Source organism: Burkholderia sp. MSMB1835 (assembly GCF_001526365.1).
Lineage (GTDB): Bacteria > Pseudomonadota > Gammaproteobacteria > Burkholderiales > Burkholderiaceae > Burkholderia.
Genome location: NZ_LOYP01000043.1, coordinates 83,811 through 110,464, shown reverse-complemented (window position 1 = coordinate 110,464; position 26,654 = coordinate 83,811). Strand labels below are relative to the sequence as shown.

The window sequence follows — 26,654 nt, the reverse complement described above, 5'->3', positions numbered from 1 at the left end:
TTGGTCACGGTCAATTCAATCCTCGACGCGGAAGATTCTCTACGTCCGGACGACAATATCCCCGCGAACCGGCCATGTTGCGCCGTTTTGCTACCACCGGTGTCTACCGCAGGATATGAACTGCGATCGCACCGCTCTATTTCTATGAAGCTGATTCTCCACATTGGCACAGAGAAGACGGGAAGTTCTTCACTGCAACTCACGCTTGCACACCAACGAGACCGCCTCGCCGACCAAGGTGTATGGTACTCGCGAGTGCTAGGTGAATACGCTCATCGCAAGCTGTCGCTCTATGGGAGGGACCCGCTGAATGTGATGACGGACAGCCGACTCGCCGCATTCGGTGTCCAGAATTCGCAGCAGTACGCGGCGCTTTGCGCGTCGATTGAAAGCGATCTGCAGAGCGACTTCGAAGCGGCACTCTCCCGCAACTGCCGATACTTTATCGTCAGTTGTGAGTATTTCAGCAGCTTGTATCGCAATACAAACGAAACGGCTCGACTTGCCGGCATGCTCTATCGGTACTTTGACGAAATCGAGGTCATTTGCTTTATTCGACCTCAGATCGACGTATTGATTTCCCGAGTATCAACACTCGCCTGCGACGGGATCGAAATCAACGAATCGATGATCCACGATCTCGCTGAAGACGAGCAGTATTTTAATTTTGACCTTCTGCTTGATAGATGGGCACATAGTTTCGGCCACGATTCTATCAACCCGATTCCTTATAAACGGAATCGCGATACCCTCGCTTATCTAACGAACAAAATCGGAATTCGGATTGAAGAGATTGGACTCGAACGTATCAACCAGTCTATTGACGTCGAATCGATTGCACTGCTGAATGCAGCTCGCTTATCAGGTAGCACACTCGAATCGGTTGCGACTTATCTCAAGGATTTCGGTGCAACAAACAAGCTCAATTTGTCGCGCCAAGGTCAACAGAGACTGCAATTAAAATTCGAAGAAAGCAACTCGGCACTTTGCTCGAAATGGCCGATGATTGCGCCAGCGGATCTACAACCAAGCGATGTAGCGGACGATGAGGGCGGAAATCTCCATTTGCTCACTGCAGCAGATCGGTTCGCACCGCAACTTCGCTACGTGCTCGAACGCTTTCAGACCGAAGTGGCTTCACGCGCTCGCCGGCACACCTTCGTCCGCGCGTGCGACTTCACGCTAGCCATTCCGGAGGGACACTTTGCAACCCGCTATCTTCAGGAAGGGGGGCTTTTTCGACCGCGATTTATTCCCGTGTTCGAGAAATTGCTGCATAACGGTCACGTGGTCATCGACGTCGGCGCCAACATCGGTTTCTTCAGTTTGCTCGCGGCCCAACGCGTTGGGCCGAGCGGGAAAGTCATCGCCTTTGACCCGAGTGCCAAGGCGATCTCCGCACTGTTGCACGCATCAGCCATCAACAATCTGTCCAATATCGAGGTGCACAACGTCGCGTTGTACGAGCGATTTGATACGCTGGCGATCGTCCACAACCTAGTATCGACCAACTGTGTCGTAAAGCCAGTCAGCGCGATACCAAGTCATTTGATTGACTACTCACAACTCGATCTTGTTTCTGCAATACAAGCTGACGTTGCGCTCTGCGATCTCACGCGCTGCGATCTCGTGAAGGTCGCCGTAGGCGGCAACGAACTTCCCGTCATGCGTGGTGCGCAAAGATTACTCGATCGATTTAAACCAGTCGTCTTGTCGGAGTACTCCCCCGCTTATCAAGCTGACGTTTCGGGCACTGCACCCGATGCCTACTGGCAAGTGTTCGCCGAACTCGGTTACCGCTGCCGTGTTATCGGGGTTGACGGCCAATACGAAACCATGGCGGATTTATCGCAATTGCTCGAACGTTACGAAGCGGAAGAACGAACATGTGGAGGCGTGACTCACCTTGAGCTCTGCTTCGACCATCCGGCTTCGTCATTGCGGCTCTTCGAATAAACGTCAGTATGTGTACGACGCTTAAAGATCCGCTTCCGTTGTCGTCGCCTCGAGTTCCGCAGCTTCCCATTGACGTCCGACGGCAATGAGTTTTGTACTAAGCTGGGAACTAATTGACTGAATCCAGTGCTTATCGAAGCGATGCACATGTACAAAATGCCGGAACAAGCCGATCGTCCACGATCCGTGGCGTTCAGCACTGGCCAAAAGCAGCGACCGAGCGTAGTGTTGAGACCCGTTTCGAATATCCGTGCGCAACTGGCGCACCGAAATTGGCACATCCTCGATTAGATCGCGAATCAACGTACTCAGTCGACGACATTCGAATAGTGCAGTTGCACTAGGGTGCCCAGAGAAAGGCAATGCAATATCGTCGTGATTCGGGAAAACGAATTTCAGGCACTCTACATGGCGTCGATCAGACGCCATCCTCGAATCATAAATGAAATACGCGTGCTGCCTGACAGGCTCACGCCATCTATGGGAGTAGCCCATGCGGCTACGCACGTCATGCCATCGATCCTCGAATGACGTATCTGCCGGCCTTGGTGAGTATTGCGGACTAATTGCAATAACTTTATCCACACCGAGTGCTTGAGAAAAATACAACGCAGCGTACGCACCCATACTCGAACCATACGAAATACGTCGACTATATCTTTTGAGCAAGGCGCGACAGTAATGCTCGATCATACCGGTGGTGATGTCCTGATACCAAATATTGCGCTTCGGTTTAAAGCACAGTACGTCCAGCCCCAGGGATGAGAAATAATCCTCCCCAAATCCCGGCCTCTCGAAGCCCACATAATCAAATGGCTGAAACGTAATAATAATGGTATCCGAACCAACTGACGTTAATTCGGCAATCGTCTCCTCATTATCAAAAATCACTCGTTTGCAACGCTGACTATTAGCTTCCGTAGACACGAGCTTCGTCACGCTAATCCGGTCAATAGCCACCATCGAGTGTGCGTCAACATGTGTGCGAATTTCGAGATCTTGACAAGGCGCGTCGAGAGTGAAAATCAGGTTCCGAACCAACCTTCGGCTTGACGTGCTCGCTTCGATTTGAGCCACCACGTGCTTTCCAAGATCGACAGTCACTTCGACAAGACATATGCCGCCATCGGCGATCGTACCCTCGCCGTCAATATCGACACGATATCGTCCCTTGTCCAAGGTCAAATACGGTCCGTAGGTCAACCAACCTGCGGCACCTGACGAGACGAGCCGATCGCCTTTGAAGGCGCCCACGACGGACTTGATCTCCTGCTTAGCCGCCAGTAATGAGCAAATTGTCTCGGCAGCCGATGCTGGCGCCGTAGTGGTTGCGATCCGGTTCGACTCATCCGATCGATTACCACCGAACAACTTTGCTGCTCGCCTCAAAAACATCATTGATATCTTGCCTCTATCGAAATATTTCGAAACGACCGTGTGCTCGGGTCGATATGAACATCAAGGCATTATGCGGTTATACATTGCCTGCAGGCGATCGGTATAAGCCGCTGAATCGAACATTTGAGCACGTGCGACTCCACGTACCGCAAGCTGAGCTCGCAACTCAGCGTCCTGTTCGAGTTGACGCAAGCCATGAGCAATCGAGTTCACGTCGTACGGATCGACAATTACGCTAGCATCTCCAGCGATTTCCGGCAGCGAACCGCCCGTCGAACATAGCGTAGGGGTACCAAGCTGCATTGCCTCAAGGATTGGTAGGCCAAATCCCTCGTATAGCGACGGGAACACCACAGCCTTGGCCGCGCGAATAAGGCTGATCAGGAATGAGCGCGGCGTGTAGTCGAACACATGAATTCGGCGCCTCAGGTCGGGCCGCTGCTTCAGCATCGCGTTAATGAGCTTCATTTCCTCGTCCGCCTTCCATGCGAGCGAACCGACAATGACCAACTGCGTGTTCAATCGCGCAGAGAGAAATGCCTCGACCAGGCGCCCAACATTCTTCTTCGGCTCAATTGCACCGAAGAACAAAAAATAACTCCGAGGCTCCAGTCCAAAAATTCCCTCGACCTCAAGCTCCGCATCATACAGACTCTTGCCAGCGGCCACGTCACTTGTGTCAACCGCCTGATAGGTATTGCTGACGTGTTGCGGCGACGTACCGAACAATTCAATAATATCCATCTTGGAACGCTCCGATACCGTACAGATGTGAGCGCTCGTTTCGAGACAAGATTTGATCAATCGATAGTAATAGCGCTTATTGTCGAGAGTGGTATACGGCAATCGCAGCGGTACGAGGTCGTGAATTGTGTAGACGTTAGGTACACCCTCTATACGAATAGGAAGTGGGTAGGTCCAATGCATCACGTCCGGCTTTTGTGGAAGACGAATCGTGAGGAACTTTCCATAACGCCGGAAATGTGCACGCGCGACAGAAAAGAGATCTGTCACATTCCAGATATCGGACTCTCTCGGTAACCGCTCCGCAAAACGGGCAGTTTCCACCTTCCCCGAGACTGGTATGGGGCTGGCCTCGTAGCCGAACGGAGCCGACAGTGTCGACTTTACGTAAGACACGGCAGTCTGGAGCAGCTTGCGATTCGGTGTCGTTCCGCCAAGATAGTCGAAGAATGAAATCTCGCGCAGCAACGGAAGCAGTTTCGGTGAAATGGGGGCGCCATACAGTGTCTGGGTACGCCCCCCCATCTGACTCACGTGATTCGCGAGATTGCGCGCATAGGTGGCAACGCCCGTTCCGCGTTGAAGCGCAAGATTGTGTCCGTCGATAGCAACAACTTTATTCATTGAAACGGGTCACAACATAGATTTCTTGATCAGATGGCCAGCGCACGAGCCGCTCGACCGCACAATAGTGACGGCCGACATCCAGTGCGATGGACGTACACAACTATTTGAAATTCTGGACGCCGGTCACGACCGGATAGGCGACCGAAAACACAAGATTCAGCACCTTTTGAATTTCAGTAACAGGTGCGTTCGAAACATAGAGCAGGTCCTTATTATCCATCATGAAACTCTGGGCGACGAAAAAGGCATTTGGATCGCGCAAATTCACTCGATAAATAACTGGAACCTTGCCGTCGACCGTAGTTCGGACAGGTGAATTGGGCCATGTAATCGCATTCTGATCTTCCAGTCGGAAAATAAACACACCCTGTGCATCCGAACGCGAATCCTCCAATCCGCCGGCCCTTGCCAACGCTTGCGCCAGTGTGATCCCCTGCGCTTCGAAGTTAATTTCTTGGTTCTTGCCGGTAGCTCCAAGCGCCGTAAAGCTGTATGGCTGATATAACGCCGTCACGACATCGCCGGCTCGCAACACGACATTTTGGCGAGGATCCCGGATGATCGCTTCCAGTGGCTGCGAAACGACTGTGTTACCCCGCGTAACCTGTATCGTCACTTTATTGATCGACTCGCGCACGCCGCCTGCGGTCGCCAGCGCGTCAAGTAGGCGCTCACCACGCGCGGTCAGTTGCATCCTGTTGCTGGCGGCGACATCGCCGACGATGGTCACATACGACGTCACATTCTTGGACAACTTGACAAGAACTTGCGGGTTGTGAGCCATGCCGCGCAGCCGTGCGGCGATACGCTCCTGCAATTGCGAAGAAGTACTACCGGCGGCCTTGACCGCGCCGATAAAGGGCACATTTATATTGCCATCACCGTCGATCATTTGATCCGGCAGGACCGTAACACGCGCGCCATTCACGCCGCTAGCCGACTCAAGCTGCTGGCCCGCACCAAACAAAGCCGCGGGCGGCGCCTCCCAAATCGACACGGAAATGGTATCGCCAGTCCCGAGTTGCTGCTGGAATTCCGACCCTCCACCAAGCGTCGAAAAAAAGTCAGTTTGCTTGCGATCTGCATACAGCTGGCGTGCGACTTCATCCGTAACATCGACGATCTGAATGCCGGAAGCGTTATTCCGGGCCTGCCCTGCACCATCGATCTGAGCTCTACTTGGGCCCGACGTCGGAATTGCAGAACAGCCCGCAAGCCATACGACGCCACAGCAGAGCAATCGCCCACCGATACCTCGAAACAAATGCAGCATTTTTGACACACGTGATTGAGTTCGACGCAAATTGTCTCACGTAGTCCATTAGAATGAAGCGTAGAAGCAAAAAAACCACGCTCGAAGTGCGAACGCGTCTCGATTGACTAGCACACAAATGTAACAGCAGTGTTGAATATCTTCCTTGACGTCTCCCGCCTGATGACGCGGTTGTACGATGGCCTGCACCCCACCGGGGTCGATCGCGTAGGACTTGCTTACATCCAGCGATACGGGACAAACGCGCGTGCGGTGCTAAGTGAGCGAGGCTTCTGTTCCATCTTGTCCGCCGTGGACACGCGCGCGACCTTCGACCTACTCCTTTCTTCAAGAATCGACCGCTGGGCAATACGCAAGATTGTGGCGCGAGCATGCGTGCAGAGCGTCTCGAGACAGGCAACGAACGGCGGTATATTGCTACATACCAGTCACAATGGGATGGAGCATGGCCGTTACTATGACGCTCTGGCGCGTCGAAATATTCGCCCAGTCTTCTTGATTCATGATTTGATTCCTGTCACTCACGCCGAATTTTGTCGCCCTGGCGTCGATGCATTACATCGTCATAGAATCGATACTGCGCTGCGACGTGCTGCTGGACTGATCGCGAACTCCAATGCCACCTTGGAGAGTCTTTTAACAGAGGCAGTAAAAGCGGGTATAACAAGACCTCCACCAACTGTCGTTGCGCGCCTCGCGCCGGGCACTGTCGAGTGCCCGTCATCTCCTGCCCCCATCGATGAGCCGTATTTCGTTATGTTGGGCACGATCGAACCTCGCAAGAACCACTGGCTCATTCTTCATGTCTGGCGGCGCCTTGTTGAACAGATGGGTAACGACGCGCCCAAGCTTGTCATTATCGGTCGGCGTGGCTGGGAGTGCGAAAACGTTATAGATATGCTTGAACGCTGCGAGCCGTTGCGTCGAGTGGTCATCGAAGAATCGGATTGCAGCGATATACAACTCAGCGCATGGCTGCAGCACGCACGCGCCTTGTTGTTCCCTTCTTTCGTCGAAGGTTACGGCATGCCGCTTGTGGAAGCGTTGGGCCTTGGTGTACCGGTAATCGCGAGTGACCTGCCGGTGTTCCACGAAATTGCGTCGGATTTCCCGACGTATCTTGACCCGCTCGATGGACCCGCCTGGTATGCAAATATCCGGGCCTATATGGAACATGACAGCCCTGAGCGTCGCCATCGGATTCAAAAAATTGCCAGCTTCCGCACGCCGACATGGAGCGAACATTTCGAGCAAGTTGATAGCTTTCTCGATTCGTTACGTTAAATGATGCCCCCATCACACTCCTACTCCACGTCGATGGCCGACCGCGAATTTGATGCGCGTTCGATAGTTCGCGGCAGACGACTAATCGGATGGATGACCGGTAGGTCACCGCTGATGTGGGTAGACACGTTGCTGGGTCGCATAGCGGCTCGTTCGGCACTCGCCGTCGGAGCCGCCGTGCAGGCGACCTATCCGGGGCCGATACTCGGACACCGCAAGCAACATGCACCTCCGCTTTCGTGGTTCGCGTGTCCTGATGATTGCCTCTCCCGTGGCGGACTCGTTGCCGCACTGGAGTCGCAACTTTTGCGTTCCTCCGATGCCATGTCACAAGAGCATATAGAGGATGCAATGGCCCGCGTTCTCGCAACGGATGCTCTCCATATCCGTCATCGCGACACGCCATTGCCGAAACAATGGCACGACCTATGTGCCACCTCACGAGTCGTTTTGCTGGACGAGCGCGCAACTACGCACATTGACTACTGTACGCCGCGTGCCTCTCGAAGAGCGGCATTCATTGAAATGGTGGCCAATGCAAGCCGCTCGCATCCTGATGCGCAATTCTGGCTACTGAGGTCGTCAGACTCCGGCCACGGCACGTGGCTGTCAAGCCAGACGACACTGCCTCCGGATACGACCTTACTTGAAGTCGACCACTCACTATACGAAATGCTCGGTCGAATAGATGCGGTGTATGTCGTCGGAGCCTCGGAAGGAATGGCCGCTCTGTTGGCAGGCATACCAACTCACGTCTTTGGAACCCCTTACTATGCGGGATGGGGTCTCACTCAAGACTATGCAGCGATGCCCGAACGTACGGCGCGCCCCACGCTCAATATGTTCTTCAACGTAGTGTTTCAACAACTTGCTCGTTATCTCGATTCGACTACCGGTCAGCCTGGTTCGCTCGATGCGGCACTGGATAGTGTCGCCCTGCAGCACTCGGTCGCTAGTCGCTTCGTTGACTTGAAGGCGATCGCTGCATTGCGCTTTCAGTGGTGGAAACGCGCATATGTCGCTCCTTACCTGCTTGCTGGCGGCTCCAACTTGCGTTGGGTTGGAAAAACCGGGGACATTAGCTCTGACGAGACCGCAGCCGTTTGGGGTGGCCGCACCGCAGACGGCTTGCCCGCCGGCACGCGCGTGGTTCGTATAGAAGACGGGTTTCTGCATTCGGCGGGTCTCGGTTCGGACATGTCAGCGCCGTATAGTCAGGTAGTCGATTTTCAAGGAATCTACTTCGACGCCACCCGTCCAAGCGACTTAACCACGATACTCAATACCGCGCAGTTTGACGAACGGGAACTTGAACGCGCAGCAGCGTTGCGTCACGCTATCGTGCGATTCGGGCTGACCAAATACAATCTTGGCAGGCGCGCGCCTGCATGGCGCGCCCCGTCTGGACGACGCATTGCATTGGTTGCCGGCCAGGTTGCGGATGACGCTTCAATCAGGCTGGGAACCGGAAGTATCGCAACGACCGAGGCTTTGCTTAAGGAAGTGCGCTCACGCTATCCCGACACGTTCATCGTGTATAAGCCGCACCCTGACGTGATGTCCGGAAATAGGCCCGGTGTCATCGATGGAGCGAAACTCGCTGACATCGTCGACGACCGATCAGACCTCGTATCGCTCATCAACGCAGTAGACGAAGTCCATACGTTGTCTTCATTGACGGGCTTCGAAGCACTGTTGCGCCGTAAAAAAGTCTACACCTACGGACTGCCGTTCTATGCCGGCTGGGGACTAACCCACGACGCGCTACCCCAGCCCTGGAGAACTCGAACGCTAACGCTCGACATGCTGACAGCCGGTGTATTGCTCCGGTATCCAATCTATTGGGACTGGGATCTTGCACTATTCACCAGCCCCGAGGCGGTCGTTCTGCGGTTATCGCGGATGGCCAATCGCCCTCTTGGCGAAATCCGCAAGGACCGCAAACGCCTGTTCGTCAAAGCAGCACGATGGAGTCGCAATGTGCTTTGGCATGCGCTATGGCACTGCCACCACCACCCGAACAATTCCCGATCGAGGTGGCGCAGGCAGACATAAAGGGCTTCCTGCAATATTGCATTTCACCCTTTCCTCTATGTCGGTCGAAAACTGATATCAGAGGTATTTCAACTCGAGGCATCCTATGATTTATCCGGTCATCCTATGCGGTGGTAGCGGCACTCGGCTCTGGCCGATGTCACGCGGCGGCTATCCCAAACAGTACCTGAAACTCACGGGTGACAATACGCTCGTGCAGCAAACGGCGCTACGTCTGCGCAACATACCGGACGCTATTAACCCGATTGTCGTCACGAACAATGAGCAACGTTTCTTGGTCGCGGAACAACTTCGACAGATCGGCGTCGTACCATCCTCGATCGTGCTGGAGCCAATCGCTCGCAACACTGCACCAGCGATAGCAATCGCCGCTCTGCTGGCACAACAGAGCAATCCTGATGCATTGCTGCTGGTGCTGCCGTCCGACCATGTCATCCAGAATGAAGCTGCGTTTGTAGCGACAGCCGCAGAATCGGCATCGATTGCCAAACAGGGACATCTCGTCACCTTCGGCATCAAACCGGCCGAACCACATACCGGGTATGGTTATATTCGTCGCGGCGTGCCCGTCGCCGACGGCATTGCGGCTTTTCTGGTCGACGCATTCGTCGAAAAACCCGACGCCCCGACCGCCGAACGCTTCCTCAGCGACGGCAATTACTACTGGAACAGCGGCATGTTCATGCTGAAGGCGTCCACGTACATGGAGGAGCTCCATCGCCATGCACCGGAAATCGCCCGCCAGGCAGAACTCGCGTTCGAATCCGCCAAGCGGGACAACGACTTCCTCCGTCTCGACGCCGAAGCGTTCGCGGCCTGCCCGAATGTCTCGATCGACTACGCGGTGATGGAGAAAACCGAGCGCGCCGCCGTCGTCGCGGCGGCCGACCTCGGCTGGAACGACATCGGCTCGTGGAGCGCACTCGCGGAAATCGCGGAAGCCGACGACCAAGGCAATGCACTCATCGGTGACGTCTTCACCGATTCGGTAAAGAACTCGTACATCCGCGCGGAACACCGGATGGTCGCCGCCCTCGGCCTCGACAACATCGTGATCGTGGAAACGGCCGACGCCGTCCTCGTCGCGCATCGCGACAAGGCGCAGGACGTCAAGAAAATCGTCGAATGGCTGAACGAGTCGGGCCGCCACGAATCGGTCACCCACCGCCGCGTCGTCCGCCCGTGGGGCTCGTACGAAGGCATCGACCAGGGCGACCGCTTCCAGGTCAAGCGCATCATCGTGAACCCTGGCGCACAGCTCAGCCTGCAGATGCACCACCATCGCGCCGAGCACTGGATCGTCGTGAAGGGCACGGCGATGGTCACGAACGGCGACAAGGAAATCATGCTGACCGAGAACCAGTCGACCTACATCCCGCTCGGCGCAACTCACCGTCTGACGAACCCCGGCAAGATTCCGCTCGAGCTGATCGAAGTCCAGTCGGGCGCGTATCTCGGCGAGGACGACATCGTCCGCTTCGAGGACACCTACGGCCGCGCAGCGCGGTAAGCCACTCGACACCCGGCGCGCGCAGCATGCCGTGCACAAACGGGCAGCACGCACAAGCGTCCTGCCCGTTTTTCATGACGTCAACCAATGTCAGCCCGGTTGCCCGCCCCTCACGGCTCGGGTTATAAAAGCGCCACTCATTCCGGTGCATGCGCCGCCTTTTTACCCTTGACTTCGGAGAACGCATGATCGATCTCGCCACCGCCCAGCAATTCCTGATGACCCGCGGCCTCGACTTCGGCCTGAACCTCCTCGCCGCGATCGTCCTGTGGTTCGTCGGCCGCTGGGCGATCCGCATCGGTACCCGCCTGCTCGGCAAGGTCGTCCGCCGCAGCGGCAAGGTCGATCCGACGCTCACCGACTATCTGACCTCCGTCGTCGGCGTGCTGCTGACGATCCTGCTGATCCTCGCGATCCTGCAGCTCTTCGGCGTACAGACCACGTCGTTCGCCGCGTTGCTCGCCGGCCTCGGCCTCGCGATCGGCACGGCCTGGGGCGGCCTGCTCGCGCATTTCGCCGCCGGCGTGTTCATGCAGGTGCTGCGCCCGTTCAAGATCGGCGACGTGATCAGCGCGGGCGGCGTCACCGGCACCGTGAAGGAGCTCGGCCTGTTCGGCACGACGATCATCACCGCAGACAACATCGTGACGATCGTCGGCAACAACAAGATCTTCTCGGACAACATCGCGAACTACAGCGCGACGCCGCACCGCCGCGTCGACCTGACCGCGAAGATCGCGAACAGCGTCGACGCGGCCGATGCGATCAACCGTCTGAAGACGCAGATCCAGTTGGTGCCGAACGTGCTGAAAGTGCCGGCGCCGGACGTCGGCGTGCTGCAGTTCACGCCGGAAGGTCCGCTGCTGTTCGTTCGCCCGTCGACTCAGCCGGAGAACTACTGGCAGGTGTACTGCGACACCAACCGCGTGATCCTCGAAACGTTCCGCGACGCCGGCTATCCGACGCCCGAAACGCCGATCTCGCATCGCAACACGTAACGCAAGCGGCGGAGCCGCACGAACGAAAAAAAAGCGTGGCTCTCTCGCCACGCTTTTTACTGCTCCAGAAAAGAAGCAACGCGCTCAGCGCCCGCCCGCCTTCGGCGCCCCATCCGAGCGCCGCCCGCGCACGAGCTTCCACACCGCGCCGAGCGCAACCGGCACGATCGCCGCGCCGATCCCGACCAGCACGATCACGTTCAGATACTGGCGGATGAACGGGATGTTGCCGAAGAAATAGCCGAGCAACACGAGCAGCAGCACCCACACCAGCGCGCCGATCACGTTGAACAACTGGAAGCGCGCGACGCTCATCGACGACGCGCCCGCGACGAACGGCGCGAACGTGCGCACGACCGGAATGAAGCGCGCGAGCACGATCGTCTTGCCGCCGTGCTTGTCGTAGAACGAATGGGTCTTCTGCAGCGCGGCGCGATCGAGGAAGCGCTCGAGCACCGGAATATGCGTATTGAACACCTTCGGGCCGATCCAGCGGCCGATCAGGTAGTTCACGGTGTTGCCGGAAATCGCCGCGACGAGCAGCAGCACGATCAGCAGGCCGACGTTCATTTCGCCCGTCGCCGCGAACGCGCCGCCGATGAACAGCAGCGAATCGCCGGGCAGGAACGGGAACACGACGAGCCCCGTCTCGCAGAACACGATCAGAAACAGGACGAGATAGACCCACGCGCCGTACTGCCGGATGAAATCGCCGAGGAAAGCGTCGATATGCAGGACAAGGTTGACGAAATGAAGCAGCGTATCCAAATGCGATTCCTCGAAGGCGGTAGGGCCGGAACGGCCGGAACAGGCCAGGGATGGCCGAGGCGCCCGCCAGCCAAGGCGGCGCGTGCAACCCAGCGATGATACCGAAACTACCTTAAGGCTCCGTGAAAAAACGTAACGGCCGGCCGCCCCGGCACGCGTTCGCCGCCTCGCTATAATTCGGCCATGTCCGATATCACCGAAACGGCCGCGGGCGCCGCGCCCGCCCCCGCCGCGCGCCCGCTGCGCGCGATCCAGCCCCTGCCCGACCAGTTGATCAGCCAGATCGCCGCCGGCGAGGTCGTCGAACGCCCGGCGTCGGTCGTCAAGGAACTGCTCGAGAACGCGATGGACGCCGGCGCGACGACGCTGCGCATCGTGCTGGAAGAAGGCGGCGTCAAGCGCATCTCGATCACCGACGACGGCTGCGGGATCCCGCCCGACGAACTGGCGCTCGCGCTGATGCGCCACGCGACCAGCAAGATCCGCTCGCTCGAGGAGCTCGAGGCGGTCGCGACGCTGGGCTTTCGCGGCGAAGCGCTCGCGTCGATCGCGTCGGTGGCCGAGATGTCGATCACGAGCCGGACGGCCGATGCCGCGCACGCGACGAAGATCGATGCGCAGACGGGCGTGCTGTCGCCCGCCGCCGGCTCGATCGGCACGACGATCGAGGTGCGCGAGCTGTACTTCAACACGCCCGCGCGGCGCAAGTTCCTGAAGAGCGAGCAGACGGAATTCGGCCACTGCCTGGAAATGATCCGCCGCGCGGCGCTCGCACGGCCGGACGTCGCGATCTCGGTGCTGCACAACGGCAAGGCCGTCGAGCACTGGAATGCGACCGAGCCCGCGCAGCGCGTCGCGAAGATTCTCGGCGAAAGCTTCGCGACGGCGCACCTGCCGCTTGACGAGCAGGCGGGCCCGCTCGCCGTCTACGGCTGCGCCGGCCTGCCGACCGCGAGCCGCGGGCGCGCGGACCAGCAGTATTTCTTCGTGAACGGCCGCTTCGTGCGCGACAAGCTGCTGACGCACGCGGTGCGGGCGGCCTACGAGGACGTGCTGCACGGCGACCGCTACCCGTCGTACGTGCTGTTCCTCGACCTGCCGCCCGAAGCCGTCGACGTGAACGTGCATCCGTCGAAGATCGAAGTGCGGTTCCGCGATTCGCGCTCGATCCACCAGTACGTGTTCCACGCGGTGCAGCGTGCGCTCGCTCGCCATGCGGGCGCATCGCCGGAAACCACCGCGGGCGGCCACGCCGCGCATATCGAACCCGCGCCGCGCGGGCCGGCATCGTTCGTCGATACGCCGCTCGGCCAGGGCGCGAGCGCCGCGACCGGCGGCAGCGGCGGCAGCGGTTTCTCGGCGCCGTCGTCTTCGTCGTCGGCGGGCAACACATGGATGCGCCAGGCGCGGATGACGCAGGGCACGCTGCCCGTCGCGCAGCCGCTCGCGCTCTACGACGCGCTGTTCGGCCGCAAGGACAGCGGTGCGGGCACGCCGGACGGCACGACGCTCGTAGCGCGCGATGCCGCCGATGCCCCGGCCGCGCCGCTGCCGGGCTTCGCCGCGTCGCCGCTCGCCGCCGGTGCGCACGACGAGCAGCCGCTCGGTTTCGCGCTCGGCCAGATCCACGGGATCTACGTGCTCGCGCAGAACGCGTACGGTCTCGTGATCGTCGACATGCACGCGGCGCACGAGCGGATCCTGTACGAGCAGTTCAAGAACGCGCTCGCGGATCGCTCGGTCGCCGTGCAGTCGCTGCTGCTGCCGATCTCGATGACGGCCACGCCGGTCGAGATCGGCACGGTCGAGGAAGAGCGCGACACGCTCGAATCGCTCGGCTTCGACCTCGCGGTGCTGTCGCCGACGACGCTCGCGATCCGCGCGGTGCCGGCGCTGCTGAAGGATGCGGACCTGCAGTCGCTCGCGCGCGCGGTGCTCGCCGACCTGCACGCGTTCGGCGGCTCGCGCGTGCTCACCGAGCGCCAGCACGAACTGCTCGGCACGCTCGCGTGCCATCACGCGGTGCGCGCGAACCGGCGCCTGACGCTCGACGAGATGAACGCGCTGCTGCGCCAGATGGAGGCGACCGAGCGCGCGGACCAGTGCAATCACGGCCGGCCGACCTGGTATCAGCTCACGCTGAACGATCTCGACCGTCTCTTCATGCGCGGGCAATGAGCGCTTCTTCGCAGTCCGGCCCGACGACGATCGCCTGCCTGCTCGGCCCCACCGCTTCCGGCAAGACGGCCGCGGCGCTGGCGCTCGCCGCGCGCCGCCCGATCGAGATCGTCAGCGTCGATTCGGCGCTCGTCTACCGCGACATGGATATCGGCACCGCGAAGCCGTCGCGCGACGAGCGCGCGAGCGTGCCGCATCATCTGATCGACATCATCGACCCGGCCGACGCGTATTCGGCCGCGGAATTCCGCGCGGACACGCTGCGCCTGATCGGCGAGATCGTCGCGCGCGGCCGCACGCCGTTGCTCGCGGGCGGCACGATGCTGTACTACAAGGCGCTGACGCAGGGGCTCAACGACCTGCCGGGCGCCGACCCGGAGGTCCGCGCCGCACTCGACGCCGATGCCGCGCGCGACGGCTGGCCCGCGCTGCACGCGCGGCTCGCGCAGGTCGATCCCGACACGGCCGCGCGGCTCGCGCCGAACGATTCGCAGCGGATCCAGCGTGCGCTGGAAATCTTCATGTTGAGCGGGCAGCCGATGTCGGTGCTGCTCGCCGCGCCGCGCCGCACGGACGATGCGGCCGCCGCGTACCGCTTCGTGCCGGTCGCGCTCGAGCCGTCGGATCGCGCGGTGCTGCACGCACGGATCGCGCAGCGCTTCGACGCGATGCTCGACGCGGGCTTCATCGACGAAGTCGAACGGCTGCGGCGCCGCGACGATCTCCATCCCGACCTGCCGTCGATGCGCTGCGTCGGCTACCGGCAGGCGTGGGAATTCCTCGACGGCGTCACCGACTACCGGACGATGCGCGACAAGGGCATCTTCGCGACACGGCAGCTGTGCAAGCGCCAGATCACGTGGCTGCGCGCGATGCCGGAGCGGATCGTGGTCGACTGCATCGCGCCGGATTCGACGGCCCGCGCACTCGACGCGCTCGAACGCGTCCTCGACGGCCGCTCGCCGGGCTGACGCGTCAGCCCACCCGCCGCGCCGCCAGACGCGCGCGGGCGCCGTCGATGATCCATGCGATGCCGCGCTCGAACGCCTCGTCGCCGCTGCGCTCCCGCAGCGCGGCCCAGCCTTGCGCGAGCCGCGGGTACTCGGCCTCGTCCGGCAGCGGCGCATCGGCGTCGCCGTCCGGCGCCGCCTGCTCTTCCAGCACCCATCCGACCACGAAGCGGCCGATCGCGACCATCACGTCGACCGCTTCGTCCGGCGTGAACCCCGCGTCGCCGAGCAGCGCGACCTTGCGTTCGATCGAGCTGAAATGCAGGGCGCGGGGCCGCGTGCCGGCATGCAGGCGTGCGCCGTCGCGATAGGCCAGCAGCGCTCGGCGAAAACTGCGCGCATTCTCCGCGAGCCATGCATCCCACACGTCGCCCGGCCGCGGCAGCGACGCGCCGTGACGCTCGAGCATGATCGCCTCGGCCATTGCGTCGAGCAGCTCGGCCTTGTTCCTGAAATGCCAGTACAGCGTCGGCGATTGCACGCCGAGCCGCTCGGCAAGCCGTCGCGTCGACAGTCCGTCGATCCCCACTTCATCCAGCAATTCGAGCGCCGCGCGCAATACCGTGTCGCGCGTCAGCCGCGCCCCCGTGTCCTTCATCTCTATCACCGATAGGGAAACTGTGGAATACTTCGCACTCTATCATCGATAGAGTAATCCTCTTGAACCCGTCCCTGATTGCCATCCTGGCCACGGTCCTGCTCGACGCGATCGGCGTCGGGATCGTGATGCCGATCCTCCCCGGGCTGCTGCGCTCGCTCGCCGGCGCGGGCAGCACCGACACCCACTACGGAATCCTGCTCGCGCTGTACGCGTTCGCGCAGTTCCTGTGTGCGCCGCTGCTCGGCGCGCTGAGCGACCGTTTCGGCCGCCGCCCGGTGCTGCTCGCATCGCTCGCGGGCGCCGCGCTCGACTATCTGCTGATGGCGCTCGCGCCGACGCTCGCGTGGCTTTACGTCGGGCGGCTGATCGCGGGCATCACCGGCGCGAACGTCGCGGTCGCGACCGCGTACGTGACCGACGTGACGGACGAACCGGATCGCGCCCGGCGCTTCGGCCAGCTCGGCGCGATGATGGGCATCGGCTTCATCGCCGGCCCGCTGATCGGCGGGCTGCTCGGCGTGCTGCACCTGCGTGCGCCGTTCGTCGCGGCCGCGTTGCTCAATGCGCTGAACCTGGTGCTCGTGTGGCGCGTGCTGCCGGAATCGCGGCCGGCCCGGGAAGGCCGGGAAGCCCGGACAGTCGGCGCGCTGAACCCGTTCGCGAGCCTGCGCCGGCTGAGCGGCGCGCCCGCGCTCGCGCCGCTGGTCGGCATCTACGTGATCGTGGCGCTCGTGTCGCAGGCGCCCGCGACGCTGTGGATCCTGTACGGCCAGGAACATTTCGGCTGGTCGACGGCGGTCGCCGGGCTGTCGCTCGCCGGTTACGGCGCGTGCCACGCGCTCGCGCAGGCCTTCGCGATCGGGCCGTTGATCGCGCGGCTCGGCGAGCGGCGCGCGCTCGCGCTGGGCCTCGCAGGCGACGCGCTCGGGCTGGCGGTCATCGCGTGCGCCACCGCCGCCTGGGTGCCGTTTGCGCTGCTGCCGCTGTTCGCGGCCGGCGGCATGACGCTGCCGGCGTTGCAGGCGATGCTCGCTCGGCAGGTCGACGACGCGCGCCAGGGCGAACTGCAGGGCACGCTGGCGAGCGTGGCGAGCCTGATCGGCGTCGCGGGGCCGCTGGTCGTCACCGCGACCTACGCGGCGACGCGCGCGACCTGGCCGGGGCTCGTGTGGGCTGCGGCCGCGCTGCTGTACCTGCTCGTGCCGCCGTTGCTGGCCGGCGCGCGCCCGGCGAACGCACCGCGGGCGTCCGCGTAAGCGTGGGCGTGGACGTGGGCGTGCGCCGTCGCGCTCAGCCCGCGAGCGTGACGAGATTCGCGTCGCGCACGAGCTGCCAGCGGCCGTCGGCCTTGCGGAAGATCGTCAGCGTGCGGCCCGAGCGGCGGATCGTCTCGCCGCCCGGCGGCGTCGCGTCGATCTCGATGAAATTGCGCATGTATGCCCAATCGCCGATCACGCGCAGTTCGTCGATCCGGTAGCGGCCGTCGATCTTCGGCGGGTGGTCCGCGCCGGCGTTCGCGTCGCGCGACGCGGCCGCGAACGCCGCCTTGTCGAATGGCGGCTTGCCGGCCACCATGAAGATCGCGTCGTCGGCGATCAGGTCGAGCACGGTCGCCAGATCGCCGCGCCGGCTCGACACGAACCAGGTTTCCACGAGTTCGCGGATCGCGCGTTCGTCTTCGGTCATCGTCGCCCCTCCTTCATCGGCGCGCGTCCGTACGCACGCGGCGCCCGAAAAAAAGCCGCCCGGAGCGATGCCGGGCGGCTTTCCATACTGCATTCTGCTGCTGCCGTGCGTCAGACCACGACCGTCTGCGCCTCGCCTTCGCGGGTCGCACGCACGGTGCCGATCTTCCACACCTGTTCGCCGGCGGCGGTCAGGTCGGCGATCGCTGCGTCGGCATCGGCCGCCGAGACGATCACGGCCATGCCGATCCCGCAGTTGAACACGCGGTGCATTTCCGCGTCGGCGACGCCGCCGTGCTCCTGCAGCCACTTGAACAGCGGCGGCAGCGGCCATGCGTGCTGGTCGAGCTCGGCGGTGAGGCCTTCGCGCAGCACGCGCGGGATGTTCTCGACGAGACCGCCGCCCGTGATGTGCGCCATGCCCTTCACCGTCAGCTTCTGCATCAGCGCGAGCAGCGGCTTCACGTAGATGCGCGTCGGCGCCATCAGCGCGTCGGCCAGCGAGCGGCCGTGGAAATCCGCCGACAGATCGGGATTCGCGCGCTCGATGATCTTGCGCACGAGCGAGAAGCCGTTCGAGTGGATGCCGCTCGATGCGAGGCCGAGCACCACGTCGCCTTCGGCGATCGTGCTGCCGTCGATGATCTTGCTCTTCTCGACCGCGCCGACCGCGAAGCCGGCCAGGTCGTATTCGCCGTCCGGGTACATGCCCGGCATTTCGGCGGTTTCGCCGCCGATCAGCGCGCAGCCCGACAGTTCGCAGCCCTGCGCGATACCCTTGACGACGGTTGCGGCCGTGTCGACGTCGAGCTTGCCGCACGCGAAGTAGTCGAGGAAGAACAGCGGCTCGGCGCCCTGCACGAGGATGTCGTTGACGCTCATCGCGACGAGATCCTGGCCGACGGTGTCGTGTTTGTTCAGATGAAAGGCCAGCTTGAGCTTGGTGCCCACGCCGTCGGTGCCCGACACGAGCACGGGCTCCTTGTACTTCTTCGGCACTTCGAACAGCGCGCCGAACCCGCCGATGCCGCCGAGCACGCCGTCGCGCAAGGTTTTCTTCGCAAAAGGCTTGATCTTGTCGATGAGCGCGTCGCCTGCGTCGATGTCGACGCCTGCGTCGCGGTAGGACAGACCCTGAGCGTCGGGAGCGGATTTCGGAGGATTCATGGGGGAATGCGAGAAGGTCGGTAAAATGCGATTTTACCCGAAGCCGGCCCGTTGGCCGGAATTCCCAGCACCGAATCGTCAGGGATCGCATCTTGGTCAACACGTCCCCGTTTTCATCGCCGGGCGAAGCGCGCCGAAACCCGCGCCGCGCCGTGCGTACGGTCGCGCGTGAAGCCAGCCGGGGCGCCTTCCCTCGCGCGTGCCCGGCGTACGGCACGCGTTTTTTCAACCGACCCGCATTGTGACTGCTGTGTCCCGTCAACTGACGCTCGATCTCGGCACGCCGCCGCCCGCCACGTTCGACAACTTCATCATGAGCGACGAGAACGACGAGCTCGTCACGCGCCTGCAGAAGCTCGATCTCGCGCTCGCGGCCGGCCCCGTGCCGGACCGGTCGTTCTATATCTGGGGCGAACCGGGCAGCGGCCGCACCCACCTGCTGCAGGCGCTCGTGAGCGACGCGTCGTACGGCTACGCGCGCTACCTGACGCCGCAGAGCCCGCTCGGCGCGTTCACGTTCGACCCGCGCATCGGCATTTACGCGATCGACGACTGCGACCGGATGAGCGACACGCAGCAGGTCGCGCTGTTCAACCTGTTCAACGAAGTACGCGCGCACCCGTCGAGCGCGTTCGTCGCGGCGGGCCCGGCGGCGCCGCTCGCGCTCGACGTGCGCGAGGACCTGCGCACGCGGCTCGGCTGGGGGCTCGTGTTCCACCTGTCGCCGCCGTCGGACGCCGGCAAGATCGCCGTGCTCAAGCTCGCGGCGAAGGAGCGCGGGATCGCGCTCACCGACGACATCGCCGCGTACCTGCTCACCCATTTCCGCCGCGACATGCCGAGCCTGATGGCGTTGCTCGACGCGCTCGACCGCTTCTCGCTCGAGCAGAAACGCGCGGTCACGCTGCCGCTGCTGCGCCGGATGCTCGCGCGTCCCGGCGACGACATCGCTCCACCGGGCACGGGCCCGAACCGCTTCGAGTAAAATGCGCTTCCATGACTAATCTGGCACTCTTTGACCTCGATCACACGCTGATCCCGACCGATAGCGACCACGAATGGGGCCGCTTCATGGTGAAGCTCGGCATCGTCGACGCGGAAAGCTTCTCGCGTCAGAACGATCAGTTCTTCGCCGACTACAAGGCCGGCAAGCTCGACATCCACGCGTACCTGTGCGCGATGCTCACGCCGCTCGCGAAGTATTCGCGCGCGCAGCTCGCCGAATGGCACGAGCAGTACATGCACGAGGTGATCCGCCCCGCGATGACGCCCGCCGCGCTCGAGCTCGTGCGCAAGCACATCGACGCCGGCGACCTGTGCTGCGTCGTGACGGCCACCAACGAATTCATCACGCGCCCGATCGCGACCGCGTTCGGCGTCGACACGCTGATCGCGTGCGAGGTCGAAACGACCGACGGGCATCCCGATTCGCCGTACACGGGCCGGCCGACCGGCACGCCGAGCTATCGCGAAGGCAAGATCGTGCGCACCGAAGCGTGGCTCGCGTCGCTCGGCAAGCACTGGGACGACTTCGAACACAGCTATTTCTACAGCGACTCGCACAACGACATTCCGTTGCTCGAGAAAGTCACCGACCCGATCGCGACCAACCCCGACGACACGCTGCGTGCGCACGCAAGCAACCGCGGCTGGCGCATCCTGGATCTCTTCTGAACGTCGTGATCAAAAAATTCATTCGCAAGCTGCTCGGGCAGGACGAAACCGAGCAAACGCCTCCCGCCGCGGCCCCGGCCGACGAAGCGGCCCCTGCTGCCCCGCGCGCGCCGAAGGGCGCCCGCGGCGGCGCGAAGCAATCGCGCAGCAACCATGCGCCGACCGTCGTGCCGGCCAGCGTGCACGGCATCAACCCGGCGCTGATCTCGAGGAACGCGGTGCGCGTGACCGACACGCTGCAGCAGGCGGGCTTTCGCGCGTTCATCGTCGGCGGCGCGGTGCGCGACCTGCTGCTCGGCATCGCGCCGAAGGACTTCGACGTCGCGACCGACGCGACGCCCACCGAGGTGCAGCGCCTGTTCCGCCGCGCGCGCCTGATCGGCCGCCGCTTCCAGATCGTCCACGTGCAGTTCGGCCAGGAGCTGATCGAGGTATCGACGTTCCGCGCGCTGGTCGACGCGCCGCCCGAGGCGGCCGCGGCCGAGCCGCCGAAGCGCCTGAAGCGCGACGAACTCGATCGCCGCACGCACGCGGTCGATGCGAGCGGCCGCGTGCTGCGCGACAACGTGTGGGGCGAGCAGCACGAGGACGCCGCGCGCCGCGACTTCACGATCAACGCGATGTACTACGACCCGTCGACGCAGACGGTGCTCGACTATCACGACGGGATGGCCGACGTACGCGCGCGCCTGTTGCGGATGATCGGCGATCCGGCCACCCGCTTCCGCGAGGATCCGGTGCGGATGCTGCGCGTCGTGCGCTTCGCGGCGAAGCTCGATTTCGAGATCGAACCGCATACGCGCGAGCCGATCCACGCGCTCGCCGACCTGATCAACAACGTGCCGGCCGCGCGCCTGTTCGACGAAATGCTGAAGCTGCTGCTGTCGGGGCACGCGCTCGCGTGCCTGCAGCGGCTGCGCAAGGAAGGCCTGCATCACGGGCTGCTGCCGCTGCTCGACGTCGTGCTCGAACAGCCGCAGGGCGAGAAGTTCATCACGCTCGCGCTGAACAACACCGACGCACGCGTGCGCGCCGGCAAGCCGGTGTCGCCCGGTTTCCTGTTCGCGACGCTGCTGTGGCACGACATGCGCCAGCGCTTCGAGCAGTACACGGCCGCGGGCGAAATCCCGGTGCCGGCGCTCCATCGCGCGATGGACGACGTGCTCGACATGCAGACCGAGAAACTCGCGATCCACAAGCGTTACTCGGCCGACATGCGCGAGATCTGGGGCCTGCAGTTGCGCCTTGAGAAGCGCTCGGGCCGCAGCGCGATGCGGCTGCTGGAACACCAAAGGTTTAGAGCGGGGTATGATTTCCTCCTGTTACGCTGCGAATCCGGCGAGCTCGACGCGGAAGTCGGACAGTGGTGGACGGATTTCATCGAAGGCGACGCGGCCGCTCGCGAGGCATTGCTCACGCAGGGCGGCTCGAAGGAAAAATCGCCCCGCAAGCGGCGCCGCCGCGGCGGTGCGCGAAACCGCAATCCGGGTGAAGGCGCCGCCGCGCAGGCGCCGGATACCGCGAGCGGTACCGCGGGCGGTTCCGACGACTGACGCATGCGCCGGCGAACGACGTAGGAAGTGATGCCATGACGGTTGCATATATCGGATTGGGGGCGAATCTCGGCGATGCACGCCAGACCCTGAAGGACGCGGTGGTGTGCCTCGCGCAGCAGCGCACCATCTCGATCCTCGGCAAGTCGAGCCTGTATCGCACGGCGCCGTTCGAAGCCGGCGGCGACGACTACTACAACTGCGTCGTCAAGCTCGACACGACGCTGTCGGCCCGCGAGCTGCTCGCGCTCTGCCAGAAGATCGAACATCACTTCGGCCGCGAGCGCCCGTACCGCAATGCGCCGCGCACGCTCGACCTCGACATCCTGCTGTTCGGCGCCGATTCGATCGACGAACCCGACCTGATCGTCCCGCACCCGCGCCTCACCGACCGCGCATTCGCGCTCGTGCCGCTCGTCGAAATCGAGCCGGCGCTCGACATCCCCGCGCGCGGCCGTGCCGACGCCTTTCTCGCCGCGGTCGCGGATCAGCGCGTCGAAAAGGTGCAAACCTGCCAGTGCCCGATGCAGAAGGCGCTCGCCGCCGGCGAAAACGCCGACAAGACCCGCTGCCGATGAACTCGACTCCGCTGACCGTCACCGCGCCCGACCTGCGCGCCCCGCACCGCTATCTCGTGATCGAAGGCCCGATCGGCGTCGGCAAGACGACGCTCGCGCGCCTGCTCGCCGAGCGCTGGTCGATGCAGACGCTGCTCGAACGCCCGCAGGACAACCCGTTCCTCGAGCGCTTCTATCGCGACACCGCGCGCTACGCGCTGCCCGTCCAGCTGTCGTTCGCGCTGCAGCGCGCGCAGCAGGCGCGCGAGCTGATCGGCGCGCTCGACACGGGCCGGCCCGTGATCGCCGATTTCATGCCGCAGAAGAACGACATCTTCGCGCGGCTGAACCTGCCGGAAGACGAGTGGCAACTGTATCGCTCGGTCGCCGCGCACGTCGACGTGCCGCAGGCGCCGTCGCCCGATCTCGTCGTCTACCTGCAGGCCAGCCCCGAAGTGCTGTTCTCGCGCATCCAGAAGCGCGGGACGCCGATGGAGCTGCAGATCAGCGACGCGTACCTGCGCTCGCTCGTCGACGCGTACAACGAATTCTTCTACCACTACGACCGCACGCCGGTGCTGACGGTCGCAGCCGAACACCTGAACCCGCTGGATTCCCCCGAGGATCTCGCCCTGCTGGTCGAGCGCATCGAGACGATGCGCGGCCGCAAGGAATTCTTCGTCAAGGGCGAGACGGCGCGTTGACGCGTCCCGCCTGTCGTTCCTCCCTCATCGACCCGGATTTCCCATGACCTATCTCCAGGAATCGAGCCGGCCTGCCGTGACGGTACCCAAGCTGCAGGCAATGCGCGACGCCGGCGAGAAGATCGCGATGCTCACGTGCTACGACGCGAGCTTTTCGGCGCTGCTCGATCGCGCCGGCACCGACGTGCTGCTGATCGGCGATTCGCTCGGCAACGTACTGCAGGGCCATACGACCACGCTGCCCGTGTCGCTCGACGACATCGCTTATCACACGGCCTGTGTCGCACGTGCGCAGCCGCGTGCGCTCGTCGTCGCCGATCTGCCGTTCGGCACGTACGGGACGCCGGCCGACGCGTTCGCGAATTCCGTCAAGCTGATGCGCGCGGGCGCGCAGATGGTCAAGCTCGAAGGCGGCGAATGGCTCGCCGATACGATCCGCTTCCTCGTCGAACGGTCGGTACCCGTGTGCGCGCACCTCGGCCTCACGCCGCAGTCGGTGCATGCGTTCGGCGGCTTCAAGGTCCAGGGCAAGACCGAAGCGGGCGCCGCGCAACTGCTGCGCGATGCGCGCGCGATCGAGGAAGCCGGTGCGCAACTCGTCGTGCTCGAAGCCGTGCCGACGCTCGTCGCATCCGAAGTCACGCACATGCTGAAGATTCCGACGATCGGCATCGGCGCGGGCGTCGACTGCTCCGGGCAGGTACTCGTGCTGCACGACATGCTCGGCGTGTTCCCCGGCAAGCGGCCGCGTTTCGTGAAGGATTTCATGCACGGACAGCCGAGCATTCAGGCGGCCGTCGAAGCCTACGTGAGCGCGGTGAAGGACCAGTCGTTCCCGGGCCCGGAACACTCGTTCTGACGCGCACCCGGCGGCTCGTTCGCCGGTGCCCTGCCGATAAAAAAAACGCGGCGCCCTTTGCGGGCGCCGCGCTTTTTTTACGGAAGCCGCGTGGCCGATGCTCGGCGGCCGCGGTCCGGGCAAGCTGCCCGAGCCGTCACCCCGTCACTTCAGCACCGCGTCGAGCGCCCCGCGCAGTGCGTTGGTCAACAGCAACGCCTGCGCGCGCGCCAGATCGTCGCGCATGACGACCCGCTCCACCGCGCCGAACGCGCGATCGTCGAGCAACACGCCGCGCATCACGCCCGGCAGCACGCCGCTCGTCAACGGCGGCGTCACCCACTGGCCGTCGAGCTTCACGAACAGGTTCGAGCGCCCGCCTTCCGTCACCTCGCCGCGCTCGTTGACGAACAGCATGTCGAACCCGCCGAGCGCCTCCGCCGCCTGCCACGCGCGGTCGTATTCGGCACGGCGCGTGGTCTTGTGCAGCAGCAGCGCATCGCTCGCGCGGGTCGGCGCGAAGCCGTGCGCGCAGGCCAGCAGCACGCCGACCGGCCCCGCCGGCAGCGGCTTGAGCGGTGCCGCGACGATCTCGATCGTGCCGTCCTTCGCCAGCGCGAGCTTCATCCGGTACGCGCCGTCGCCGTCGAGCGCCGCGCAGCGCGCATCGATCTCGCGACGCAACGCGTCGGCATCGAAGCGAAACCCGAACGCATCCGCGCTGCGTTGCAGCCGCGCGAGATGGCGATCGAGATGGCGAATTCCGTCCGCCCGCGTCGCGGCCGTCGTTTCGAACAGCTGGAAGCCGGGGTCGGCATCCGTCAGGAATCGTGCTTTCAATTCGCACTCCGCGTATTCATCGGCCGCGACGCTGTCGAGCACGATGCCCGCGCCGACACCCATCGTGCCGCGCCGCCGGCCGGCAGCGGCCGTTGCCGCGTCGCGCGTGGCGATCGTCGCGGCGGGATCGGCTGCGACCGCATCGAGCGTCAGCGTCCGGATCGCGACCGACAGGCAGAAATCGCCGCACCCGGCCGCAGCACCTGCCGACGCGGCCTCGTCCTTCGGTGCATCGAGCCAGCCGATCGCACCGGTATACAGCCCGCGCGGCGTCGACTCGATCGCATCGATCAATTGCATCGTCCGGTACTTCGGCGCACCCGTGATCGACCCGCAAGGAAACAGCGCACGCAGCATCTGCGCGAACGTCGTGCCGTCGCGCCAGCCGGCTTCGACCGTCGACGTCATCTGCCACACCGACGCATACGGCTCGACGGAGAACAGCGCCGGCACCTTGACGCTGCCCGTGCGCGCGATCCGCGACACGTCGTTGCGCAGCAAGTCGACGATCATCACGTTTTCCGCGCGGTTCTTCGGGTCGCTCGCGAGGAACGCGGCCGCCGCCGCGTCTTCACGCGGGTCGGCCGAGCGCGGCGCGGTGCCCTTCATCGGCCGCGCGCGCAGCACGTCGCCATGCTTCTCGACGAACAGCTCCGGCGAGCACGACACGACCCACGCACCGTCGGGCAGGGCGATCAGCGCGCCGTACCGCACCGGCTGGCGCGCGCGCAGCCGCCGGTACAGCGCGAGCGGCGTGCCGAATACGTCGAAATTCAGCCGGTACGTGTAGTTGACCTGATACGAATCGCCCGCGCGCAGCGCGTCGTGCACCGCGGCGATCGCCGCGTCGAACGCATCGCGCGACACGCTCTTCGCGACATGCGCGACGCCCGCGATCGACGGCGTGCCGCCGCCGTCCTGCTGCGCGAGCCACGCGTCGACGTCGTCGCGCGACAGCCGCTCGCAGCGCGCATACAGCAAAAAGCGCAGCGGAGCATCGCCCGGCTGCGCCCGTTGCAGGTTGCGTCCGAATTCGTAATCGCCGACGACGACCGCATGCAGCCCGTCGCGCAGATCCTGCGCGAGCGCCGCGTCGATGGCGTCGAGCTGCGCCGGGTCCGTGCACACGCGTTCGCGCACGAAGCCCGAATACAAACGACTCGACCGCGCGGACGCGGTCGAGTCGCAATCGTCCAAGAGCGCGAACGACGCGCTCTCGTTGCCTTCAGTCATG

The 26,654-nt window shown here is 63.2% G+C and carries 22 protein-coding genes; 14 read left to right on the top strand and 8 right to left on the bottom strand.

Annotated elements, in window-relative coordinates:
- Positions 1–144 precede the first annotated feature (144 nt).
- Positions 145–1,956, top strand: a complete 1,812-nt coding sequence (locus WS96_RS19350) for an FkbM family methyltransferase (protein WP_257128021.1) — start codon at positions 145–147, stop codon at positions 1,954–1,956.
- Between the two features lie 21 nt (positions 1,957–1,977).
- On the opposite strand, the gene WS96_RS33765 is transcribed toward WS96_RS19350, so the two are convergent.
- The 3 genes from WS96_RS33765 to WS96_RS19340 form a co-directional block, all read right to left on the bottom strand.
- Positions 1,978–3,354, bottom strand: coding sequence for a hypothetical protein (locus WS96_RS33765; protein ID WP_156443666.1), 1,377 nt, complete (start codon positions 3,352–3,354; stop codon positions 1,978–1,980).
- Positions 3,355–3,414: 60 nt separating this feature from the next.
- The gene (locus WS96_RS19345) at positions 3,415–4,722 is read right to left on the bottom strand and encodes a glycosyltransferase family 4 protein (protein WP_059834631.1); all 1,308 of its coding nucleotides are present in this window, start codon (positions 4,720–4,722) and stop codon (positions 3,415–3,417) included.
- Positions 4,723–4,825: 103 nt separating this feature from the next.
- Positions 4,826–5,998: a polysaccharide biosynthesis/export family protein gene (locus WS96_RS19340; protein ID WP_059824466.1), complete on the bottom strand. Its 1,173-nt coding sequence runs from the start codon at positions 5,996–5,998 to the stop codon at positions 4,826–4,828.
- Positions 5,999–6,160: 162 nt separating this feature from the next.
- Here WS96_RS19340 and WS96_RS32645 point away from each other — a divergent pair, with 162 nt between their 5' ends.
- From WS96_RS32645 to WS96_RS19325, 4 genes are all read left to right on the top strand, one after another.
- Entirely contained in the window at positions 6,161–7,282 is a 1,122-nt protein-coding gene (locus WS96_RS32645) for a glycosyltransferase family 4 protein (RefSeq protein ID WP_082720306.1), read from the top strand.
- On the top strand, positions 7,283–9,337 hold the full coding sequence (locus tag WS96_RS32640) for a capsular polysaccharide export protein, LipB/KpsS family (protein ID WP_082720304.1): 2,055 nt from the start codon (positions 7,283–7,285) through the stop codon (positions 9,335–9,337).
- 85 nt (positions 9,338–9,422) lie between these two features.
- The gene (locus WS96_RS19330) at positions 9,423–10,847 is read left to right on the top strand and encodes a mannose-1-phosphate guanylyltransferase/mannose-6-phosphate isomerase (RefSeq protein ID WP_059824469.1); all 1,425 of its coding nucleotides are present in this window, start codon (positions 9,423–9,425) and stop codon (positions 10,845–10,847) included.
- A gap of 185 nt (positions 10,848–11,032) precedes the next feature.
- Positions 11,033–11,845 (top strand): mechanosensitive ion channel family protein, encoded by an 813-nt coding sequence (locus WS96_RS19325; protein WP_059501051.1) that lies wholly within the window; start codon positions 11,033–11,035, stop codon positions 11,843–11,845.
- An 84-nt stretch (positions 11,846–11,929) separates the two neighbouring features.
- On the opposite strand, the gene WS96_RS19320 is transcribed toward WS96_RS19325, so the two are convergent.
- The gene (locus tag WS96_RS19320) at positions 11,930–12,613 is read right to left on the bottom strand and encodes a DedA family protein (RefSeq protein WP_034206490.1); all 684 of its coding nucleotides are present in this window, start codon (positions 12,611–12,613) and stop codon (positions 11,930–11,932) included.
- A 183-nt stretch (positions 12,614–12,796) separates the two neighbouring features.
- On the opposite strand from WS96_RS19320, the gene mutL reads away from it, so the two are divergent.
- Together mutL and miaA are read left to right on the top strand one after the other, a co-directional pair.
- Complete coding sequence (mutL, locus tag WS96_RS19315; protein ID WP_059834625.1) at positions 12,797–14,791, top strand: DNA mismatch repair endonuclease MutL; 1,995 nt, start codon at positions 12,797–12,799, stop codon at positions 14,789–14,791.
- The gene (miaA, locus tag WS96_RS19310; protein WP_059834623.1) at positions 14,788–15,762 is read left to right on the top strand and encodes a tRNA (adenosine(37)-N6)-dimethylallyltransferase MiaA; all 975 of its coding nucleotides are present in this window, start codon (positions 14,788–14,790) and stop codon (positions 15,760–15,762) included. Before mutL ends, miaA begins: the two co-directional genes overlap by 4 nt.
- A gap of 4 nt (positions 15,763–15,766) precedes the next feature.
- Here the strand turns inward: miaA and tetR are convergent, their stop codons facing one another.
- Entirely contained in the window at positions 15,767–16,399 is a 633-nt protein-coding gene (tetR, locus tag WS96_RS19305) for a tetracycline resistance transcriptional repressor TetR (RefSeq protein ID WP_059834621.1), read from the bottom strand.
- A 56-nt stretch (positions 16,400–16,455) separates the two neighbouring features.
- Between tetR and tet the strand changes: the two genes are divergently transcribed.
- A complete protein-coding gene (gene tet, locus WS96_RS19300) occupies positions 16,456–17,658 on the top strand; it encodes a Tet(A)/Tet(B)/Tet(C) family tetracycline efflux MFS transporter (protein WP_218920985.1) in 1,203 nt (400 codons plus the stop codon).
- Positions 17,659–17,692: 34 nt separating this feature from the next.
- On the opposite strand, the gene WS96_RS19295 is transcribed toward tet, so the two are convergent.
- Positions 17,693–18,088 (bottom strand): YybH family protein, encoded by a 396-nt coding sequence (locus WS96_RS19295; RefSeq protein WP_059834737.1) that lies wholly within the window; start codon positions 18,086–18,088, stop codon positions 17,693–17,695.
- A 110-nt stretch (positions 18,089–18,198) separates the two neighbouring features.
- A complete protein-coding gene (purM, locus tag WS96_RS19290; RefSeq protein WP_027783630.1) occupies positions 18,199–19,254 on the bottom strand; it encodes a phosphoribosylformylglycinamidine cyclo-ligase in 1,056 nt (351 codons plus the stop codon).
- A gap of 250 nt (positions 19,255–19,504) precedes the next feature.
- Between purM and hda the strand changes: the two genes are divergently transcribed.
- Genes hda through panB form a run of 6 tightly spaced genes read left to right on the top strand, consistent with a single transcriptional unit; the run spans position 19,505 to position 24,601 of the window.
- Entirely contained in the window at positions 19,505–20,239 is a 735-nt protein-coding gene (gene hda / locus WS96_RS19285) for a DnaA regulatory inactivator Hda (RefSeq protein ID WP_034206485.1), read from the top strand.
- Between the two features lie 11 nt (positions 20,240–20,250).
- Positions 20,251–20,928 (top strand): HAD family hydrolase, encoded by a 678-nt coding sequence (locus tag WS96_RS19280; protein ID WP_059824480.1) that lies wholly within the window; start codon positions 20,251–20,253, stop codon positions 20,926–20,928.
- Between the two features lie 5 nt (positions 20,929–20,933).
- The gene (pcnB, locus tag WS96_RS19275; RefSeq protein ID WP_059834619.1) at positions 20,934–22,481 is read left to right on the top strand and encodes a polynucleotide adenylyltransferase PcnB; all 1,548 of its coding nucleotides are present in this window, start codon (positions 20,934–20,936) and stop codon (positions 22,479–22,481) included.
- 35 nt (positions 22,482–22,516) lie between these two features.
- The gene (folK, locus tag WS96_RS19270; RefSeq protein WP_059779268.1) at positions 22,517–23,059 is read left to right on the top strand and encodes a 2-amino-4-hydroxy-6-hydroxymethyldihydropteridine diphosphokinase; all 543 of its coding nucleotides are present in this window, start codon (positions 22,517–22,519) and stop codon (positions 23,057–23,059) included.
- Complete coding sequence (locus WS96_RS19265; RefSeq protein ID WP_059501043.1) at positions 23,056–23,742, top strand: deoxynucleoside kinase; 687 nt, start codon at positions 23,056–23,058, stop codon at positions 23,740–23,742. The genes folK and WS96_RS19265 overlap by 4 nt, the downstream gene beginning before the upstream one ends.
- Positions 23,743–23,785: 43 nt before the next feature.
- A complete protein-coding gene (panB, locus tag WS96_RS19260; RefSeq protein ID WP_059834616.1) occupies positions 23,786–24,601 on the top strand; it encodes a 3-methyl-2-oxobutanoate hydroxymethyltransferase in 816 nt (271 codons plus the stop codon).
- Between the two features lie 144 nt (positions 24,602–24,745).
- Here panB and WS96_RS19255 read toward each other — a convergent pair whose 3' ends face one another.
- Positions 24,746–26,653 carry a chorismate-binding protein gene (locus tag WS96_RS19255; RefSeq protein WP_059834615.1) on the bottom strand — a complete coding sequence of 636 codons (1,908 nt, stop codon included), beginning with the start codon at positions 26,651–26,653 and terminating at the stop codon, positions 24,746–24,748.
- Position 26,654: the final 1 nt, after the last annotated feature.

Coding starts and splice junctions, on each gene's coding strand:
- WS96_RS19350 (WP_257128021.1), top strand. CDS start 145: ATGAAGCTGATTCTCCACATTGGCACAGAGAAGACGGGAAGTTCTTCA.
- WS96_RS33765 (WP_156443666.1), bottom strand. CDS start 3,354: ATGATGTTTTTGAGGCGAGCAGCAAAGTTGTTCGGTGGTAATCGATCG.
- WS96_RS19345 (WP_059834631.1), bottom strand. CDS start 4,722: ATGAATAAAGTTGTTGCTATCGACGGACACAATCTTGCGCTTCAACGC.
- WS96_RS19340 (WP_059824466.1), bottom strand. CDS start 5,998: ATGCTGCATTTGTTTCGAGGTATCGGTGGGCGATTGCTCTGCTGTGGC.
- WS96_RS32645 (WP_082720306.1), top strand. CDS start 6,161: ATGACGCGGTTGTACGATGGCCTGCACCCCACCGGGGTCGATCGCGTA.
- WS96_RS32640 (WP_082720304.1), top strand. CDS start 7,283: ATGATGCCCCCATCACACTCCTACTCCACGTCGATGGCCGACCGCGAA.
- WS96_RS19330 (WP_059824469.1), top strand. CDS start 9,423: ATGATTTATCCGGTCATCCTATGCGGTGGTAGCGGCACTCGGCTCTGG.
- WS96_RS19325 (WP_059501051.1), top strand. CDS start 11,033: ATGATCGATCTCGCCACCGCCCAGCAATTCCTGATGACCCGCGGCCTC.
- mutL (WP_059834625.1), top strand. CDS start 12,797: ATGTCCGATATCACCGAAACGGCCGCGGGCGCCGCGCCCGCCCCCGCC.
- miaA (WP_059834623.1), top strand. CDS start 14,788: ATGAGCGCTTCTTCGCAGTCCGGCCCGACGACGATCGCCTGCCTGCTC.
- tetR (WP_059834621.1), bottom strand. CDS start 16,399: ATGAAGGACACGGGGGCGCGGCTGACGCGCGACACGGTATTGCGCGCG.
- WS96_RS19295 (WP_059834737.1), bottom strand. CDS start 18,088: ATGACCGAAGACGAACGCGCGATCCGCGAACTCGTGGAAACCTGGTTC.
- purM (WP_027783630.1), bottom strand. CDS start 19,254: ATGAATCCTCCGAAATCCGCTCCCGACGCTCAGGGTCTGTCCTACCGC.
- WS96_RS19280 (WP_059824480.1), top strand. CDS start 20,251: ATGACTAATCTGGCACTCTTTGACCTCGATCACACGCTGATCCCGACC.
- folK (WP_059779268.1), top strand. CDS start 22,517: ATGACGGTTGCATATATCGGATTGGGGGCGAATCTCGGCGATGCACGC.
- WS96_RS19265 (WP_059501043.1), top strand. CDS start 23,056: ATGAACTCGACTCCGCTGACCGTCACCGCGCCCGACCTGCGCGCCCCG.
- panB (WP_059834616.1), top strand. CDS start 23,786: ATGACCTATCTCCAGGAATCGAGCCGGCCTGCCGTGACGGTACCCAAG.
- WS96_RS19255 (WP_059834615.1), bottom strand. CDS start 26,653: ATGACTGAAGGCAACGAGAGCGCGTCGTTCGCGCTCTTGGACGATTGC.